This is a genomic window from Stutzerimonas sp. KH-1, assembly GCF_054483855.1.
In genome coordinates this window covers 2,147,011-2,163,650 of sequence record NZ_CM137011.1, presented here as the reverse complement: position 1 = coordinate 2,163,650, position 16,640 = coordinate 2,147,011, and the positions used below count along the sequence as shown (strand labels likewise).

Sequence of the window (16,640 nt, the reverse complement as noted above, 5' to 3'; positions counted from 1 at the left end):
GCGATAGCTGATCGACAAAAGCCCTGACATCCGTTCAGGGCTTTTTCGTTATGGCGCGAGTTCGGGTTACCAGCCTGGTACGCCCTGCATGTCTGGCAACTTGTGTGCGATCCCCTTGTGGCAATCGATGCACGTCGCTTCACCACTGGCCAGTGCGGTGGAGTGGAATTCGGCAGCACGCTTGCCCTGCCGGGTGAAATCCATGAAGTCGAAATCGTGGCAGTTTCGGCACTCCAGAGAATCATTGGCCTTCAAGCGTGCCCACTCATGCTCGGCCAGCTCGCGACGCTTTTCGAGGAATTTCTCGCGGGTATTGATGGTGCCGAAGATCTTGCCCCAGACCTCCTTGGACGCCTGCATCTTGCGCGCGATCTTGTCGGTCCACTCGTGCGGTACGTGGCAGTCCGGACAGGTGGCGCGTACGCCGGAACGGTTGCTGTAGTGGATGGTGTCCTTGATCTCGACGTAGACGTTGCTCTCCATCTCGTGACAGGAGATGCAGAACGCTTCGGTGTTGGTGGCCTCCAGTGCCGTATTGAAACCACCCCAGAAGATGATCCCGGCGATAAAGCCGCCTAGCGTTAGCGCGCCGAGGCTGTAGTGAACACTGGGACGGCGTAGGACGGCCCAGTAGCGTTTGAAGAACGACTTGATCGACTTCATCCAGGCCCCCTCAGTTTCCGTTGGTCGATGGTGAGGTTTCCCGGTAGAGCAACTCGTCGATGTTCTTGAAGCGGTTCTCCACCAGCGGTTTCACATCCTGCTGCGGCACGTGGCATTGCGTGCAGAAGTAACGTCGTGGTGCGACGGCGGCGAGGGTCTGCTGGTCGCGGTCGGTGTAGTGGGTGATGCTGATCATCGGCGCCTGGGCGCGGGCGCTGTTCGCTCGGCTGTGGCAGGTCAGGCATTTGTTGGCGTTCTTGTCCACGTGATAGCCGCGGATGCTGTGTGGAATGGTCGGTGGCTGCTCCGGATAGTTGCGCTCGCGGCGTATGTCCTTGTTTTCCTCGTCATGTAGAGGGGGAGGCGTGAACTCCCGAGTGATGGTGCCACCCGGGCGGCGGCCATCGGGCGCGGGGGCATCCAGGGGGTAGTTGGTTTCGGCAGCGATGGCAAGGCCGAACACCGCGAGCAGAGCCAGCGGCAGTAGGCGGAATTTCATGGCGGCTCTCCTCAGGCGATGCTGACCACTTCGATCTTCACGGCGCATTTCTTGTAGTCGGTCTGTTTGGAGATGGGGTCGGTGGCATCCAACGTGACCTTGTTGATCAGCTTGTTGGCATCGAAGAACGGCACGAATACCAGCCCCATCGGCGGCTTGTTGCGGCCGCGCGTCTCGACCCGGCCCTGCATTTCGCCGCGCCGGCTGACCACCCTGACTACACTGCCGCGGCGCACGTTGAGCTTGCGCGCGTCCTCGGGGTGCATGTAGACGAGCGCGTCCGGCACCGCCTTGTGCAGCTCGTCGACCCGCTGCGTCATGCTGCCGGTGTGCCAATGCTCAAGCACCCGCCCGGTGCTGAGCCAGAACGGATAGTCCTCATCCGGTACCTCCGCGGGCACCTCGTAGGGGAGCGCGAAGATGATCGCTTTCTTATCGGCGTTGCCGTAGAACTGCACGCCGCTGCCGGCTTCGACATAGGGGTCATAGCCCTCGCGGTAGCGCCATTGGGTTTCCTTGCCGTCCACCACGGGCCAGCGCAGGCCGCGTTCGCGGTGATAGACGTCGAATGCCGCCAGATCGTGCCCATGGTCACGGCCGAACTCAGCGTATTCCTCGAACAAGCCCTTCTGCAGATAGAAACCGAAGGCTTCTGCTTCCTGGTTCCGGTATCCCTCGGCAATCTCGCTGGCTGGGAAGCCGTCCACCTGGCCGTTGCGAAACAGCACATCGAACAGCGTCTTGTCCTTGAGCGCTGGCGCCTTGGCGACCAGCTCTGCTGGCCACACCTCGTCGACGCGGAAGCGCTTGGAAAACTCCACCAGCTGCCAGAGGTCCGAGCGCGCCTCTCCGGGTGCGCTGACCAGCTGGTGCCAGAACTGCGTACGGCGCTCGGCATTGCCGTAGGCGCCTTCCTTTTCCACCCACATGGCGCTGGGCAGGATGAGGTCGGCGGCCTGGGCAGAGACGGTGGGGTAGACGTCCGAAACGATCACGAAGGTTTCCGGGTTGCGCCATCCCGGCAGGATCTCCTGCATCACATTGGGGCCGGCCTGCATGTTGTTGGTCACCTGTGTCCAGTACACCTTCAGCACGCCGTCCTTGAGCTTGCGGCTCTGGTCGACGGCGTGGAAGCCGGGTTTCTCCTGAATGGTCCCCGGAGGCAGCTTCCAAATCTTTTCGGCTGTGGCGCGGTGTTTGGGATTGGTCACCGCCATGTCCGCCGGCAGGCGGTGGGAGAAGGTGCCAACCTCGCGTGCGGTGCCGCAGGCCGACGGCTGGCCGGTGAGCGAGAAGGGGCTATTGCCCGGCTCGCTGATCTTTCCTGTGAGCAGATGGATGTTGTAGATCATGTTGTTAGCCCAGACGCCGCGGGTGTGCTGGTTGAAACCCATGGTCCAGAAGGACATCACCTTGACCTTGGGGTCGGCGTACAGCTCGGCCAGGGCCTTCAGGCGTTCGGCCGGTACCCCCGATTCCTTGGCGGCGTGTTCCAGGGTGTAGGGTTTGAGGAACTCGACGTAGTCCTCGTAACCGATGTCGGTCCAGGTGTTCGCGACCGCGGCGTTCTCGGCCTTGAGTTCCAGCGGATCGGTCGGACGCAGGCCGTAGCCGATGTTCGTGGCACCCTTGGCGAAGCGGGTGTGTTTGTTGACGAACTCCTTGTTCACCGCACCGCTCTGGATGATGTGGTTGGCGATGTAATTGAGGATCACCAGATCGGTCTGCGGGTTGAAGATCATCGGGATGTCGGCCAGCTCGAAGCTGCGATGCTCGAAGGTCGACATCACCGCGACCTTCACATGGGGCGCGCTCAATCGCCGATCGGTGACCCGCGTCCACAGCACCGGGTGCATCTCCGCCATGTTCGAGCCCCAGAGCACGAAGGCGTCGGCCGCCTCGATGTCCTCGTAGCAGCCCATCGGCTCGTCCATGCCGAAGGTGCGCATGAAGCCGAATGCGGCCGAGGCCATGCAGTGACGGGCGTTGGGGTCGATGTTGTTGGAGCGGAAACCGGCCTTCATCAGCTTGTTGGCGGCGTAGCCTTCCCAGATCGTCCACTGCCCCGAGCCGAACATGCCGATCGCTTCAGGGCCACCCTGCTTGAGCGCCGCCTTGTACTTCTCTTCCATGATGTCGAAAGCCTGTTCCCAGCTGACGGGCTGGAACTCGCCCTGCTTGTCGAACTTGCCGTCAGTCATGCGCAGCAGCGGCTGGGTCAGGCGATCCGAGCCGTACATGATCTTCGACAGGAAGTAACCCTTGACGCAGTTGATGCCGCGGTTGACGTCCGCCTTGACGTCACCGTGGGTCGCGACGACGCGGCCCTCTCGGGTAGCCACCATGACGCCGCAGCCGGTGCCGCAGAAGCGACAGGGGGCCTTGTCCCACTTGAGGTTGGTCGCGTCCGCTTCGGTGACCAGGTTGCTCGCGGTCGAAGCGATCGGCATGCCGGCGACCGTCGCGGCGATGGCCGCAGCGTTGGCTTTGGCGAATTGACGTCGAGTCAGGCTCATCAGGCGTCTCCTTCAAGGAGTTCTTCGTGATAGATCAATGCGGCGTTGAGCACGCCGGGCAGCTGCTGGATATGGTCGATCGTGGCGAGGATGCGTGACTCATGCTCTGCCTCGAGCACCACCACCAGCTTGCCGTTGGCGGCCTCCTGGTGCAGTTCGAGACCGGGCAGCAGACGCAGGTTGGTCTTGAGAGCGGCCAGCCACTCGGGCCGGCAATGGACCAGCAGGCTGGCAATATGCAGGGGATGTCCCATCAGCGTGTTCCGTCCAGATTGGCGACAGGGCAAGGGCCCGATTAGGTCGGTGGAGGCTGACTCAGGCCGGGCCGGGCGGGCCGAAGATCATCTGCACGATCCAGACGATGAAGCCATAGCCGCTGACCAGTGCAACGCTGAGGATGGGAAACAGGAAGACGATCAGGAAAACGAAAAGGCGCGTCTCATCGCGCTTGCTCGAAGTATTCGAGGGGGATGTGTCATTCGGCGTTAATGTCATTGTTCTACTCCGACTGGCATGTGAGGAGTCTAGTTACTGACCGGCAGAGGGCAATGTTCGTTTCGACGTACGGCGGTTCGCTTTGTGAACGGTGATGGGCGGTTGGCATCGCGCCAGGCGCCGACGATGCCGGTGGCTTGTGCTAGCCTTCGCCGCTTTTTTTGCGAGCTGCGCTGGAGTACTGCTTGCGATGGTCACTCAGGATTCACATCTCAGACGCGGCAGCGCCGGCTATCGCCGCGCGACATTGGCGCTCTTTTGCGCCGGCTTCGCGACCTTCGCGCTGCTCTATTGCATCCAGCCCCTGCTTCCGCTGCTGGCGAAGCACTATGCCGTGTCGGCTGCAAGCAGCAGCCTGGCACTGTCGCTGACGACACTATCGCTGGCGCTGTGTCTGCTGGTTTCCGCTGCGCTGGCCGAAAGCTGGGGGCGCAAGCCGGTGATGGCTGCGGCGCTTGGGCTGGCGAGTCTGCTCGGGTTGGCCTGCGTGCTGGTCGAATCCTGGCACCTGTTGCTGTTCCTGCGGACGCTGTTGGGCCTGGCATTGAGCGGGCTGCCGGCGCTGGCCATGGCTTATGTCAGCGAGGAGTTCGATCCGGATTCGTTGCCCGCGGCGATGGGGCTGTATATCGGCGGCACGGCGCTGGGCGGGATGCTTGGGCGATTGCTCTCCGGCCTGCTGAGCGATCTGGGTGGCTGGCAGCTGGCACTCGGCGGGATTGCCTCGCTGGGGCTGCTCGCCCTGGTCCTGTTTGTCTGGCTGCTGCCGGCGTCTCGCCATTTCAAGGCACAGGCGCTCTCGCCGCGCGGTCTGCTGGCGAACTACCGCATGCATCTGGGTAATCCGATCCTGCGGGTTCTGTTCCTGCAGGGCTTCCTGCTCATGGGAGGCTTCGTCGCGCTATTCAACTACATCGGGTTTCGGCTGGCCGGCGCGCCGTTCGGCCTTTCCTCGACCTTCATCGGTCTGCTGTTCGTGGTCTACCTGGCCGGAATTTTCAGTGCCGGTTGGGCGGGGCGCCTGGTTCCGCGTTTCGGTGCGCGCCGGGTGCTGCGTGGCGGCGTCGCGCTCATGCTGCTTGGCGTGGGGCTATGCGCAACGCCCTGGCTGGTCAGCATCGTCGTCGGTCTCGGGGTTTTCACGCTCGGTTTCTTCGCAGCGCATGCTGTGGCCAGCGGACAGGTGGGCGCCCATGCGCGAGGTGCCCGTGCGCAGGCCTCGGCGCTCTATCTGTGTGCCTATTACCTGGGCTCGAGTGTCGTGGGCTATGGTGCAGGCTATGTCTGGGATCATGCCGGCTGGCCGCAGCTGATGGCATTGCTGGCGGCGTTGTTCGTCATTGCCGGTTGGCGAGCTCGAGCGCTCTGATCGAAGACTTCATTCGCGGCGCTGTTCACCGGTGAACGACAGCGTCGTCTTGCAGCGCCGGCAATAATAGCGCCGGCCTTTGCCAACCAGCGCGTGGCGCTGAGCGGTGAAGGTGAAATCCTGGTCCGGGCAGCTGCAGCGGTAAACATAACGAGTGGCGGGCCGTCGATGCACGGCGTAGTTATGGCAGCGATCCGCTGGCAACTCGTATACGCCACGCATGATCAGCTGCCATTCCTCGCCATGCGGCTGAATGCGCGCGCCGAACATCTGGTGAGCGACGAGATGGGCCACTTCATGCGCCACCGTCTGGCGCAGAAAGTGGTCGGCATTCTCCCGGTACAGCTGTTCGTTGAAGCGCAGCAGATTCTGCTGAAGGTGGGCCACGCCGGCCTTTTGCCCACGCAGCTTCAGGCTTACTTCAGGGCGGGGGAAGCGGCGCTTGAAAAACTGCTCGGCCAGCGTGTAGCAGGCTTCGACACGGGCATTGAGACGCTCGGGCATTGGGCAACTCCCTGGGAGCGCCGCATTATGCCAAAGCGTCTACCCGCCGAGCAGCTCGTTCGTCACTCGTTCGGTCGTTCGTTGAATCGGCGTTCGTTGTCCACGCCACCCGGTTCGTCCTGCGGACGATTCTCCTCGAAGCCGTAGCTCTGGTTCTGCGGGGTATCGCGTTCATAGGTCGGGTCGAGCGCGAGCATCCAGAACAGGATCATCGGCACCTTCAGATTGACCAGGACCAGCAGGCCGACGCCCCAGGTACTGGCACCGTAGAGGAAGGTGTTGCGGTTGTTGATGCGCATGAAGGTCGGCAGGCCGACGAACAGCAGATAGGTTGAATACGCGCCCGCCGCCACCAGCACCAGGATGGCGATCCAGCGTGTCGGGTAGAGCGCACCGAGGCCGGCCAGGAAGAATGGCGTGATGACATAGGCGATGAAGCCCACGCACTGGTTGAAGGTCGGTCGTGCATCGAAGGAGCGAGACATCCAGCGCAGGAAGAACCCCATGATGAAGGTGCCGACCACGATGGTGATGTAGATCAGCGCACTCAGCTGAAACGCGCTGCGCGTATCGAGCCAGATCCGCTCGTTCTCCACCAGGCTCCAGCCCACGTAACGGGTGCCGATGAACATGCAGACCGCTGGCAGCAAGGCCCAGAGCAACAGATGGACAAGGTAGTTGGAGCTGTTCTTTTCCTCGTCGCGGCGGATATCTGCCCACGCCTGATCGGGGCGGGTGAGCAATGTCATGAAGTGCGGGATCATACGGGTCTCCGTCTGCCTTGAGAGCCGCCCGACCTACAGCTCCGGCGGCGATATGGCTTTAGAACGGTCGAGGCGCCGAGGGTTTCCCTTGATGTGTGCAGACCTTTTGCCGCACGCGAGCTGTGAGGGTTTCAGGACGCAAAAAAGGCCGCCCGCAGGCGGCCTCGTGACGACTGGATGGCTCAGCGAACGTAAACCGGGCCGATGCCCATCCCCCAGGTGATCACCGAAATGGCGATGATTGCCACCAGCACGACCAGCCCCACGGCCAGTACCGAACTGGAAAACATGAAACCCTCGTCTTCGTGGATGTTCATGAATTTCGGCAGTCCCACGTAAAGCAGGTAGGCCGTGTAACAGACCGCTGCCGTACCCACGAGCATGCCCAGCCACAGATGCGGATAAAGCCCGGCCAGACCGCCGATGAACAACGGAGTCGCGGTATACGCAGCGAAGACGATGCACTGGGTGAGGGTCGGGTTGGCATCATAGGTCCGCGCCATCCAGTGGATGAAGCCGCCCATGACGGCGACGCCGGCGAGCATCGCGAAGTAGGAAAGTATCGCCAGCTGCATGCAACTGGCCTGCGTCAGCTTGACCGGCTCTCCACCGCCGATGCTCCAACCCACCTGGGTCGCGCCGATATAGGCCGAGACAGCGGGTATCGCTGCCAGCACCAGTACATGGGTGAGATACATGTGGCTGACGGTTTCTTCCTCGCCACGTATCTCGTTCCATTCCTGCCCGGGATGGGCGAACAAACCCCAAACGTGATTGATCATGCCAGCGTCTCCTCTGTTTTGGAGGGTCGCTTCGCCTGGCGGTCGTCATCGGAGGACGGCGCGTGCGACCTTATGTCGCAGTATAGGAATGCGGCTCGCGGATGCATCCGCGGCGTTAGAGCGTTTCGAAGCTATGTGGTCAGTGGTAATAGCGCGCGAGTATTTCCATGGCCAGGTTGATCGACTGCAAGCGCTGAGTGCTCCCGCCGCGATCCGGGTGATGCAGGCTGACCAGTTGGCGGTAGCGATGCTTGATCAGTTCCAGCGTCAATGGCTGGGACGAGCGGTCCAGCTCGAACAGCTCGAGCGCCGCGCGCTTCTCGTCGCTGCCCTGCATGCGCGTCCAGAAACTCGCCAGCAGGCGCTCCACATCGTCCTCGTCGGTATCCCGCAGGTTGCTCAGGTCAAGGTAGTACTCGCGCAGCGCATCCTGTTCGGTGAGCCCGGCACTGGCCGTCGAATAGGGCAGCAATTGCACATGCAATGGATTGATCTGCAAATGGCCGCTGGCCTCGGCCCAGAGTCGGTCGCGCAGCAAGTACAGTGCGTTGAACACCAGGAAATGCGTGCGAAACAGCACCAGTTTGTCGGTCAGCGGCAAATTCGGCACGTGCGTGCTGTGCCGCCGCTTGAGCTGTTGGATCAGCTCGTACTCGCTGCGGCCCTCGGGCTTTTCCTGCAACAGAATGAGCAGGTGGTCTGGCAGATCCAGTGCGGGGGAGAGGTCGTCCATCGGCCGAGACTAGCACAGGGCCAGCGGAGGAGGGCCGGGGCTGGTTCACATCGGCCACACGGCGAACGGGCTGCGGTCGCGGCTGCTTTGCGCGTAAAATGCGCAGTTTTCGCATCTCACCCGGACACCTGACATGGGCAACCTCTCGGTCAACCAGAACAAACTGCAGAAGCGCCTGCGCCGCCTAGCCGGCGAGGCCGTCACCGACTTCAACATGATCGAGGATGGCGACAAGGTCATGGTCTGCCTGTCCGGCGGCAAGGACAGCTACACCATGCTCGACGTGCTGCTCTATCTGCAGAAGGTCGCGCCGATCAAGTTCGAGATCGTTGCCGTGAACATGGACCAGAAGCAGCCCGGCTTTCCCGAGCATGTCCTCCCCGAATACCTGAAGTCCATCGGCGTCGAGTACCACATCATCGAGAAGGACACCTACTCGGTGGTGAAGGAGAAGATTCCGGAAGGCAAGACCACCTGCTCGCTGTGCTCACGGCTGCGCCGCGGCACGCTGTACACCTTCGCCGACGAGATCGGCGCGACGAAGATGGCGCTCGGGCATCATCGCGACGACATCCTGGAGACCTTCTTCCTCAACATGTTCTATGGCGGCACGCTGAAGGCCATGCCGCCCAAGCTGCTCTCCGACGATGGACGCAACGTGGTGATTCGCCCGCTGGCCTACTGCAACGAGGCGGACATCGAGGCGTACTCGCAGATGAAGGAGTTTCCGATCATCCCGTGCAACCTCTGTGGTTCGCAGGAAAATCTGCAGCGCCAGGTGGTCAAGGAAATGCTGCAGGAGTGGGAGCGCAAGTCGCCAGGGCGCACCGAAATCATGTTCCGCGCGCTGCAGAACGTGGTGCCTTCGCAGCTGGCCGACCGCAACCTGTTCGACTTCAAGAGCCTGCGCATCGACGACAGCGCCACGCCGCGCTTTGTCGATGTGATGAGCCTGTAATCGGGCGCACCCGGCCGAGCCAGCCACTTTCTTTTGCCGTGCCGGTTGAAAGCCGCAGTCCCGGCAGAGTATGGTTCGGTCATCTTCTGGAGATCAGCATGTCCCTGAACCCTGTAGCCCTGAACGTTGTCGATGCCGGTGCCATTCGCGCCGTGTTCGCTCGTGGGCAGCAGGTTGCAGCCGCTGGTTATTACTTTGGGTATTGGTTTAGCCACAGGCGCGCCTGATACCCCACAGGCGCCCTAGCAAGCAGGGTCGCCACCAGAGCAGTTTTCGAACCCCCGGTCGGCCACCCGACCGGGGGTTTTGTTTTTTTCGGCCACGCGATGGCCCAACGCAACGAGGAACACGCCATGACCACTTACCGTACCGACCGTTATTACCGCTACGACTGGCGATTTAGCCGCTTCGACGCCCAGCAGACCTCACGCGAACGAACACCCGACTAGCGCTGACGCGGACCACCCGCGTCGGCAGAAGGAACCGCCAGATCATGAATGCATCCGCCACCGTACTTGCCAGCCACACCCCGACCATCGCCGAAACCCTTTCCGTCCGCCGCAGCGCGCAGCCGCTGCCCAGTCCCGCAGTATTGCGCCAGCGTCTGCCCTTGAGCGACGCCCTTGCCGCACGCATCCAGAACGACCGCAACGCCATCCGCGCCGTGCTCGACGGTCGCGATCCGCGCCTGCTGGTCGTCGTCGGGCCCTGTTCCCTGCACGATCCTGTCGCAGCGCTCGAGTACGCCGAGCGTCTCGCCGCCCTTGCTCCCGAAGTCAGCGATCAGCTGCTGCTGGTGATGCGCGCCTATGTGGAGAAGCCGCGCACGACCATCGGCTGGAAAGGCCTGGTCTACGATCCGCATCTGGACGGCAGCGGCAACATGGCCGAGGGGCTGCACCTGTCGCGCCGCCTGATGCTGGATATCCTCGATACCGGCCTGCCGATCGCCACCGAGCTGCTGCAGCCGCTGGCTGCCGGATACTTCGACGATCTGCTCGGCTGGGCCGCGATTGGTGCGCGCACCAGCGAGTCGCAGATCCATCGCGAGCTGGTCAGCGGGCTGGACCTGCCGGTGGGCTTCAAGAATGGCACCGATGGCGGCCTGGGCATCGCCTGCGACGCCATGCGTTCAGCGGAACATCCACATCAGCACTTCGGCATCGACGATCTCGGCCATCCGGCACTGCTGCAGACCCGCGGCAATCCGGATACCCATCTGGTCCTGCGCGGTGGCCACGGAGCACCCAACTACGACGCGGCCAGTGTCGCTGCTGCCTGTCGCGCGCTGGAAAAGCAGGGGATCGCCTCGCGCATCATGGTCGATTGCAGCCACGCCAACAGTGGCAAGGACCCACTGCGTCAGCCCGCTGTGCTGGAGTCGGTGATCGAGCAGCGCCTGGCTGGCGACATGAGCCTGCGTGGCGTCATGCTGGAGAGCCATCTGTTCGATGGTTGTCAGCCGCTGTCCGGTGAACTGCGCTACGGCGTGTCGATCACCGACGGCTGCCTGGGTTGGACGGCGACCGAGCAGATGCTACGTCTGGCGGCGCAGCGGCTGCGCGGCTGAGCCGGCTCGCACGCGGACGACGTTCTGCTCGCAGGGTGGACAACGCGAAGCGTGTTCACCGTCTGCGCGCCTGATGGCAGGGCAAATAAGACGCGCACCAAGCGGTGCAGCCCGACCGCTGCCGCCCAACTGCGTCGGCGGCGGACTTGCGAGGCGGGCTCGTCATCGGCACCCTGTGCCGCTGCCGTCACATCGGATCCGAACCATGCAAGACTACAAATGGCTGCACGAATATTGCCTCAACCGCTTCGGCTCGGCCGCGGCATTGGAAGCGCGCTTGCCGCAACCGCGCAGCGCCGATGAGCTGCGCGGCGTTTCCGATGACCGCTACCTCTCGCTGATCAGCCTGCGCATCTTCCGCGCCGGCCTCAAGCACAGTCTGGTCGACGCCAAATGGCCGGCCTTCGAGCAGGCGTTCTTCGCTTTCGATCCGGAAAAGGTGGTGCTGATGGGCGGCGAGCACATCGAGCGGCTGATGCAGGACACTCGACTGATCCGCCATCTGGGCAAGCTCAAGAGCGTGCCGCGCAATGCTCAGTTCGTGCTCGACGTGGCAAAGGAGCGAGGCAGCTTCGGCAACCTGCTGGCGGACTGGCCGAGCAGCGACATCGTCGGCCTGTGGCGCTACCTGGCCAAGCATGGCAGCCAGCTCGGCGGCCTGTCGGCGCCACGCCTGTTGCGCATGGCCGGCAAGGACACCTTCATTCCAAGCAATGACGTAGTGGCAGCGCTCAAGGCACAAGAAATCGTCGACAAGCTGCCCAGCAGTCAGCGCGACCAGGCTGCGGTGCAGGCTGCCTTCAACCAGTGGCAGGCCGAGAGTGGCCGCCCGCTGTGTCAGCTTTCAGCAATGCTGGCATTCACCGTCAATCATTGACGACCGCTCCGCGTCCGGCGAGAGCCTGGCTTGTGCGACGGTTTGGCGCAGCGCCGCGTGAGAGGGCGCGGTGTAAAGTTCAAACATGACCATCGTCAAAGACAAACGCGTGCAGATCGTATGGGTGCTTCTCACCTGCATCCTGCTCAATGCCTTTGTCTGCAGCCTGAATCACGCGACGCACGTGGGGTTCGAGCTGGCCATGGGGCAGGATGCATTCTGCTTCAGTGACGAAACTCCAGCGGGGGCGAAGGCACCTGCTACAGACGTGCATGAACTGGCCGAGCAGGCCTTCGACTGCCCGCTATGCGGTCTGAGCCTGCTGGCCATCGTGGTGCTGTTTGCGCTCGGCTGGCTCGGCCGCCGAACGGCCAAGCTGCAGCCACGGCCAGCGCCGCATCTTGGCGGCCCTCGGTACCACTGGCCGGCGCTGAACCCCCGCGCGCCCTGAATTCCCCTGACTGATGCCTTTCACCGCTCCCGCCGCAGCGTGCTGCCTGCGGGGCGGATACGCGTCGGAGCCTTCCGACGGCACGGTCAACACAGGGGATTTCACCATGACCATGATGGAAAGATTCGCCCGCGCCGACAGCCGCGTCAGCTATCGGCTGCCGTTTCCGGATTACCCGAGCAATGCCCGCAGCTTCGTTCATCTGGATGCCAAGCTGCTGCCTTACTGGCACGCCTTGTTCGATGTCTGCCCGCGCCTGCTCAAACTGGACCCGCCCGATGGGCTGGGGATCTTCCGCCAGTTCATGACCTGGGCCTATGGCTGCCAGCTCGCCCTCGACTGGACATTCCACCTTAGCGTCTGCCGCTGGTTGCTGGCCTCCGACTATCGCGAGCTGATCGAGCCGGAACAGATCGAAACCATGATGATCGCTGCCGCGGCCCGCTGGGTCGCCAGCGATGACAGCCCGGCGATCGGCGTCGTGCTGGGCTGGCAGGGTGGTGGTGAACACGTCTTCGACTGGAAAGCACGTGTGCGGCTGGGCGGCAGGACCTTGCCAGCAGAAGAGGAGGAACTGCCGCCCGCGCCATGGGACTTCGCTTGGAGCCCGTTATCCACCACGGCCGGAAACGGTTTTCGCCGCTGGTTGCGCGTGCCGTGAGCGCGACAGGACGCCGCATGGCGGTGGTTCGGCATCATGCCGCCTCATATAGCCACCCGGTGCATCTATGCTTTTCAAGCGAGGCGGCCGGAGAGGCGCAGCGGCCTCGCGCAGGTGAGGCAGGCTGTCGCAGTTGTGGCGGCAGGGGAGCGGCAGGACACTTTGCCTGCCCCGAGCCCGAGCACTGCTTCCACGGGTGGGTCCGGGGCACGGCGATTGAGCCTGGACTGCTGCGTTCAGGTTTCGGCCCCCGACCCCAACGGGGGCCTTCAATCGCAGCATGCTGCCTTGGCGCGATGCGCCTCGGCAGGCGAGCAAGGAGGTAGGCATGTTCAAGTCATCGCTCAGGCGGGACATCGTGCTGGTGCTGCTGGTCAAGGTCGCGATCCTCATAACCATAAAAAACATCTGGTTCGATGCTCCCAGCATTCCCGAAAACGGTTCGGTGCGTGTCGCCGAACATTTGCTTGATAAACGGGATGCCAATCCCGAGGGAGGGCCGAGATGATCTCGGAAAGCGTTGTAGATCTGTCACGCCTGCAATTCGCCATGACAGCGATGTATCACTTCATTTTCGTGCCGCTGACCCTGGGTCTGGCGTTCCTGCTTGCCATCATGGAGTCGGTCTATGTGATGACCGGCAAGCAGGTCTACAAGGACATGACCAAGTTCTGGGGCAAGCTGTTCGGCATCAACTTCGCCCTCGGCGTCACCACCGGACTGACCATGGAGTTCCAGTTCGGCACCAACTGGGCCTACTACAGCCACTACGTCGGGGACATCTTCGGTGCGCCTTTGGCGATCGAAGGGTTGATGGCCTTCTTCCTCGAGTCGACTTTCATCGGGCTGTTCTTCTTCGGCTGGGATCGCCTGTCCAAGGTGCAGCACCTGGCGGTTACCTGGCTGGTAGCGCTGGGCTCGAATCTTTCGGCGCTGTGGATCCTGATCGCCAACGGCTGGATGCAGAATCCGGTGGGTTCGGAGTTCAACTTCGAGACCATGCGCATGGAGCTGGTGGATTTTGGCGCGCTGCTGTTCAACCCGGTGGCACAGGTCAAGTTCGTCCACACCGTGTCGGCCGGCTACGTCACCGGGGCGATCTTCGTGCTGGCGATCTCCAGCTACTACCTGCTGAAGAAGCGTGACCTGGGCTTCGCCCGCCGCTCGTTCGCCATTGCCGCAGTGTTCGGCCTGGCGTCGACCATCTCGGTGATCATCCTTGGCGACGAATCCGGCTACGAGATCGGTGACGTGCAGAAGGTCAAGCTGGCGGCCATCGAGGCCGAGTGGGATACCCATCCGGCGCCGGCAGGCTTCACCCTGTTCGGCCTGCCCAATCAGGACGAGATGCGCACCGACTATGAGGTGAAGATCCCTTACGTGCTGGGGCTGATCGCCACGCGTTCGGTGGATGAGGAGGTCAAGGGGATCAAACAACTGGTTGCCGAACACGAGTTGCGCATCCGCAACGGCATGCTCGCCTATGAGCGCCTGCAGATGCTGCGTACCGGCGACAAGTCGCCCGAAGCCATCGCCGCCTTCAACGAGGTCAAGCAGGACCTCGGCTACGGCCTGCTGCTGAAGAAGTACACCGCCAACGTGGTGGATGCCACCGATGCGCAGATCAAGCAGGCGGCGCTCGACACCATTCCCAACGTGTTCAGCCTGTTCTGGACCTTCCGCGCGATGGTTTTCGCGGGCTTCCTGATGCTGGTGCTGTTCGCCCTGGCCAGCTGGGCATCGATCAAGCGCAATGCCGAGAACAAGCCCTGGTTGCTGAAGTTCGCGCTGTTCAGCCTGCCGCTGCCCTGGATCGCGGCGCAGACCGGCTGGTACGTCGCCGAGCATGGTCGTCAGCCCTGGTCCATTGCCGAAGTGCTGCCGACCCATCTCTCCACTTCGACCCTTGCGGCTGGCGATATCTGGGGCTCGCTGATCGCCCTGGTCGCGTTCTACAGCCTGCTGCTGGTGATCGAGATGTTCCTGATGATCCGCTTCGCGCGGCTCGGCCCGAGCAGCCTGCATACAGGCCGCTATCACTTCGAGCTGGAGGCTGCGGCCGCCAATCAGGTGCAACGGTTGCGCGAAGCGGTTACCACCCCGGCGCCCGCCAAGGACGCTCCCACCGAACCGACCGCCATGTGAGGTAAACGAGATGTTCGACTACGAGGTTCTCAAGCTGGTCTGGTGGGTGCTGATCGGTGTGCTGCTGATCGGCTTCGCCCTGACCGATGGCTTCGACATGGGCGCCATGGCGCTGATGCCCTTCGTCGGCAAGACCGACAACGAGCGGCGTGTGGCGATCAACACCATCGCCCCGCATTGGGACGGCAATCAGGTGTGGTTCATCACCGCCGGTGGCGCCTTGTTCGCCGCCTGGCCGATGGTCTACGCGGTGGCTTTCTCCGGCCTGTACTGGGCCATGCTACTGGTGCTGTTCGCGCTGTTCTGCCGGCCGGTGGGCTTCGACTACCGCAGCAAGGTGGAGGACCCGCGCTGGCGCAGTGCCTGGGACTGGGCGCTGTTCGTCGGCGGTGCGGTGCCGGCGCTGGTGTTCGGCGTGGCCTTCGGCAATCTGTTTCTCGGGCTGCCATTCCAGCTCGACGAGCTGATGCGTTCGACCTACCACGGCTCCTTCTTCGCATTGCTCAACCCGTTCGCGCTGCTCTGTGGCGTGGTCAGCCTGAGCATGCTCAGTGCTCACGGCGGTGCCTGGCTGATGCTGCGTACCGATGGTGACCTGGCCGAGCGCTCGCGGCAGGCAACGCGGCTGTGCGTGCTGGTGTTCCTGTTTGGCTTCGTTGCCGCCGGGGCATGGCTGGCGCTGGGAATTCAGGGCTTCAGCCAGCTTTCGGTGACCGATCCGGGGGCAGCGCTCAATCCGTTGCTGGACAAGCAGGTGGTCCAAGACAACGTCGGCTGGCTGGCCAACTACTCGCGCTATCCGATCACCCTGATCGCACCGGCGGCAGGCATCGTCGGCGCCTTGCTCGCGCTGCTGGGTTCCAGTCGCAACAGCGGTGGCGTGAGTTTCCTCGGTACCAGCCTGATGATCGTTGGCAGCATCTGCACCGCGGGCTTTGCGCTGTTCCCCTTCGTCTTTCCGTCGAGCCTCGACCCGGCCTCGAGTCTGACCATCTGGGATGCGGTGTCGAGTCACAAGACGCTGGGCATCATGTTTGTCGTGGCCTGCATCTTCGTACCGCTGATCCTCTGCTACACGCTGTGGAGCTACATCCGCATGTGGGGCCGCCTCAACCAGAAGACCATCGAAGCCAACCCTCACGGCCTTTATTGAACGAGCAGGTGGGCAGATGTCGCCCACCGTGCCAAGGAGATCAGACTATGTGGTACTTCACCTGGATTCTCGGCGTATTGCTGGCCTGTAGCTTCGGCATCATCAATGCCCTGTGGCTCGAAGCCACGCAGGACCTGGACGCAGAGCCTTGATCGGGATGACGGGCGGGCGGCTGTACGGCGCAGCCGCTCGCACGCTCTCCCTGTTGCTGGCCGGGCCGCTGGCGCTGGTTCTGCTGATTCACCCGGCGGCCATGCTGGACGGGCAGGGCGGTTACAGCCATCCGCAATTGATGTTCGTGATGTGGGGCATCTCTGCAGGCTTCATCCATGGTGTCGGCTTCGTGCCCAGGCACGGCGCCTGGCGCCTGTTGTTCCATCCCTTGCTCGGCTGGCCTCTGATGGGGTTGGGCTATCTGATTCTCTGGCAGGCGCAGCGCTAGCTCGTCGCTTCAATCGACCCGCTTGTCGCGATTCCCGAACGAACCGGCGGCCTGGCCT

Annotated in this window: 20 protein-coding genes; 11 read left to right on the top strand and 9 right to left on the bottom strand. The window is 62.9% G+C overall.

Annotation, left to right across the window (positions count from 1 at the left end; translation table 11 throughout):
- Positions 1-66: 66 nt before the first annotated feature.
- The 5 genes from ACX1DW_RS10370 to napE form a co-directional block, all read right to left on the bottom strand.
- A complete protein-coding gene (locus ACX1DW_RS10370; RefSeq protein WP_063541188.1) occupies positions 67-663 on the bottom strand; it encodes a cytochrome c3 family protein in 597 nt (198 codons plus the stop codon).
- Positions 664-673: 10 nt separating this feature from the next.
- On the bottom strand, positions 674-1,162 hold the full coding sequence (locus ACX1DW_RS10365; RefSeq protein WP_133456031.1) for a nitrate reductase cytochrome c-type subunit: 489 nt from the start codon (positions 1,160-1,162) through the stop codon (positions 674-676).
- 11 nt (positions 1,163-1,173) lie between these two features.
- Positions 1,174-3,678, bottom strand: a complete 2,505-nt coding sequence (gene napA, locus ACX1DW_RS10360) for a nitrate reductase catalytic subunit NapA (RefSeq protein ID WP_458993333.1) — start codon at positions 3,676-3,678, stop codon at positions 1,174-1,176.
- Positions 3,678-3,932, bottom strand: coding sequence for a chaperone NapD (locus ACX1DW_RS10355; RefSeq protein WP_063541191.1), 255 nt, complete (start codon positions 3,930-3,932; stop codon positions 3,678-3,680). Before ACX1DW_RS10355 ends, napA begins: the two co-directional genes overlap by 1 nt.
- Before the next feature lie 61 nt (positions 3,933-3,993).
- Entirely contained in the window at positions 3,994-4,173 is a 180-nt protein-coding gene (napE, locus tag ACX1DW_RS10350; protein ID WP_063541192.1) for a periplasmic nitrate reductase, NapE protein, read from the bottom strand.
- 190 nt (positions 4,174-4,363) lie between these two features.
- Between napE and ACX1DW_RS10345 the strand changes: the two genes are divergently transcribed.
- A complete protein-coding gene (locus ACX1DW_RS10345) occupies positions 4,364-5,542 on the top strand; it encodes an MFS transporter (RefSeq protein WP_200599976.1) in 1,179 nt (392 codons plus the stop codon).
- 9 nt (positions 5,543-5,551) lie between these two features.
- On the opposite strand, the gene ACX1DW_RS10340 is transcribed toward ACX1DW_RS10345, so the two are convergent.
- The 4 genes from ACX1DW_RS10340 to ACX1DW_RS10325 form a co-directional block, all read right to left on the bottom strand.
- On the bottom strand, positions 5,552-6,046 hold the full coding sequence (locus ACX1DW_RS10340; protein WP_063541194.1) for a SprT family zinc-dependent metalloprotease: 495 nt from the start codon (positions 6,044-6,046) through the stop codon (positions 5,552-5,554).
- 62 nt (positions 6,047-6,108) lie between these two features.
- Positions 6,109-6,810, bottom strand: coding sequence for a Yip1 family protein (locus tag ACX1DW_RS10335; RefSeq protein ID WP_152480993.1), 702 nt, complete (start codon positions 6,808-6,810; stop codon positions 6,109-6,111).
- A 182-nt stretch (positions 6,811-6,992) separates the two neighbouring features.
- Entirely contained in the window at positions 6,993-7,592 is a 600-nt protein-coding gene (locus tag ACX1DW_RS10330) for a Yip1 family protein (RefSeq protein WP_110777799.1), read from the bottom strand.
- Positions 7,593-7,731: 139 nt separating this feature from the next.
- The gene (locus ACX1DW_RS10325; protein ID WP_458993332.1) at positions 7,732-8,325 is read right to left on the bottom strand and encodes a DNA-J related domain-containing protein; all 594 of its coding nucleotides are present in this window, start codon (positions 8,323-8,325) and stop codon (positions 7,732-7,734) included.
- 133 nt (positions 8,326-8,458) lie between these two features.
- Here ACX1DW_RS10325 and ttcA point away from each other — a divergent pair, with 133 nt between their 5' ends.
- From ttcA to ACX1DW_RS10275, 10 genes are all read left to right on the top strand, one after another.
- Positions 8,459-9,283, top strand: coding sequence for a tRNA 2-thiocytidine(32) synthetase TtcA (ttcA, locus tag ACX1DW_RS10320; protein WP_003298008.1), 825 nt, complete (start codon positions 8,459-8,461; stop codon positions 9,281-9,283).
- A 493-nt stretch (positions 9,284-9,776) separates the two neighbouring features.
- Positions 9,777-10,853, top strand: a complete 1,077-nt coding sequence (locus ACX1DW_RS10315) for a 3-deoxy-7-phosphoheptulonate synthase (RefSeq protein WP_234464339.1) — start codon at positions 9,777-9,779, stop codon at positions 10,851-10,853.
- A gap of 205 nt (positions 10,854-11,058) precedes the next feature.
- Positions 11,059-11,730, top strand: coding sequence for a DNA-3-methyladenine glycosylase I (locus ACX1DW_RS10310; RefSeq protein ID WP_125868401.1), 672 nt, complete (start codon positions 11,059-11,061; stop codon positions 11,728-11,730).
- Positions 11,731-11,815: 85 nt separating this feature from the next.
- Positions 11,816-12,181: a DUF2946 domain-containing protein gene (locus ACX1DW_RS10305; RefSeq protein ID WP_125868402.1), complete on the top strand. Its 366-nt coding sequence runs from the start codon at positions 11,816-11,818 to the stop codon at positions 12,179-12,181.
- A gap of 106 nt (positions 12,182-12,287) precedes the next feature.
- The gene (locus ACX1DW_RS10300; RefSeq protein ID WP_133456023.1) at positions 12,288-12,842 is read left to right on the top strand and encodes a putative natural product biosynthesis protein; all 555 of its coding nucleotides are present in this window, start codon (positions 12,288-12,290) and stop codon (positions 12,840-12,842) included.
- 328 nt (positions 12,843-13,170) lie between these two features.
- A complete protein-coding gene (gene cydP, locus ACX1DW_RS10295; protein WP_063541311.1) occupies positions 13,171-13,350 on the top strand; it encodes a cytochrome oxidase putative small subunit CydP in 180 nt (59 codons plus the stop codon).
- Complete coding sequence (locus ACX1DW_RS10290; RefSeq protein WP_152481000.1) at positions 13,347-14,987, top strand: cytochrome ubiquinol oxidase subunit I; 1,641 nt, start codon at positions 13,347-13,349, stop codon at positions 14,985-14,987. The genes cydP and ACX1DW_RS10290 overlap by 4 nt, the downstream gene beginning before the upstream one ends.
- A 10-nt stretch (positions 14,988-14,997) precedes the next feature.
- Positions 14,998-16,140, top strand: a complete 1,143-nt coding sequence (cydB, locus tag ACX1DW_RS10285; protein ID WP_133456021.1) for a cytochrome d ubiquinol oxidase subunit II — start codon at positions 14,998-15,000, stop codon at positions 16,138-16,140.
- A gap of 47 nt (positions 16,141-16,187) precedes the next feature.
- Positions 16,188-16,292 (top strand): cytochrome bd-I oxidase subunit CydX, encoded by a 105-nt coding sequence (cydX, locus tag ACX1DW_RS10280; RefSeq protein WP_003292563.1) that lies wholly within the window; start codon positions 16,188-16,190, stop codon positions 16,290-16,292.
- Between the two features lie 5 nt (positions 16,293-16,297).
- Positions 16,298-16,582 carry a cyd operon YbgE family protein gene (locus ACX1DW_RS10275; protein ID WP_133456315.1) on the top strand — a complete coding sequence of 95 codons (285 nt, stop codon included), beginning with the start codon at positions 16,298-16,300 and terminating at the stop codon, positions 16,580-16,582.
- Positions 16,583-16,640: the final 58 nt, after the last annotated feature.

Coding starts and splice junctions, on each gene's coding strand:
- ACX1DW_RS10330 (WP_110777799.1), bottom strand. CDS start 7,592: ATGATCAATCACGTTTGGGGTTTGTTCGCCCATCCCGGGCAGGAATGG.
- ACX1DW_RS10335 (WP_152480993.1), bottom strand. CDS start 6,810: ATGATCCCGCACTTCATGACATTGCTCACCCGCCCCGATCAGGCGTGG.
- ACX1DW_RS10305 (WP_125868402.1), top strand. CDS start 11,816: ATGACCATCGTCAAAGACAAACGCGTGCAGATCGTATGGGTGCTTCTC.
- napA (WP_458993333.1), bottom strand. CDS start 3,678: ATGAGCCTGACTCGACGTCAATTCGCCAAAGCCAACGCTGCGGCCATC.
- napE (WP_063541192.1), bottom strand. CDS start 4,173: ATGACATTAACGCCGAATGACACATCCCCCTCGAATACTTCGAGCAAG.
- ACX1DW_RS10275 (WP_133456315.1), top strand. CDS start 16,298: ATGACGGGCGGGCGGCTGTACGGCGCAGCCGCTCGCACGCTCTCCCTG.
- ACX1DW_RS10345 (WP_200599976.1), top strand. CDS start 4,364: ATGGTCACTCAGGATTCACATCTCAGACGCGGCAGCGCCGGCTATCGC.
- ACX1DW_RS10355 (WP_063541191.1), bottom strand. CDS start 3,932: ATGGGACATCCCCTGCATATTGCCAGCCTGCTGGTCCATTGCCGGCCC.
- cydB (WP_133456021.1), top strand. CDS start 14,998: ATGTTCGACTACGAGGTTCTCAAGCTGGTCTGGTGGGTGCTGATCGGT.
- ACX1DW_RS10300 (WP_133456023.1), top strand. CDS start 12,288: ATGACCATGATGGAAAGATTCGCCCGCGCCGACAGCCGCGTCAGCTAT.
- ttcA (WP_003298008.1), top strand. CDS start 8,459: ATGGGCAACCTCTCGGTCAACCAGAACAAACTGCAGAAGCGCCTGCGC.
- ACX1DW_RS10315 (WP_234464339.1), top strand. CDS start 9,777: ATGAATGCATCCGCCACCGTACTTGCCAGCCACACCCCGACCATCGCC.
- ACX1DW_RS10365 (WP_133456031.1), bottom strand. CDS start 1,162: ATGAAATTCCGCCTACTGCCGCTGGCTCTGCTCGCGGTGTTCGGCCTT.
- ACX1DW_RS10370 (WP_063541188.1), bottom strand. CDS start 663: ATGAAGTCGATCAAGTCGTTCTTCAAACGCTACTGGGCCGTCCTACGC.
- ACX1DW_RS10340 (WP_063541194.1), bottom strand. CDS start 6,046: ATGCCCGAGCGTCTCAATGCCCGTGTCGAAGCCTGCTACACGCTGGCC.
- ACX1DW_RS10310 (WP_125868401.1), top strand. CDS start 11,059: ATGCAAGACTACAAATGGCTGCACGAATATTGCCTCAACCGCTTCGGC.
- cydP (WP_063541311.1), top strand. CDS start 13,171: ATGTTCAAGTCATCGCTCAGGCGGGACATCGTGCTGGTGCTGCTGGTC.
- cydX (WP_003292563.1), top strand. CDS start 16,188: ATGTGGTACTTCACCTGGATTCTCGGCGTATTGCTGGCCTGTAGCTTC.
- ACX1DW_RS10325 (WP_458993332.1), bottom strand. CDS start 8,325: ATGGACGACCTCTCCCCCGCACTGGATCTGCCAGACCACCTGCTCATT.
- ACX1DW_RS10290 (WP_152481000.1), top strand. CDS start 13,347: ATGATCTCGGAAAGCGTTGTAGATCTGTCACGCCTGCAATTCGCCATG.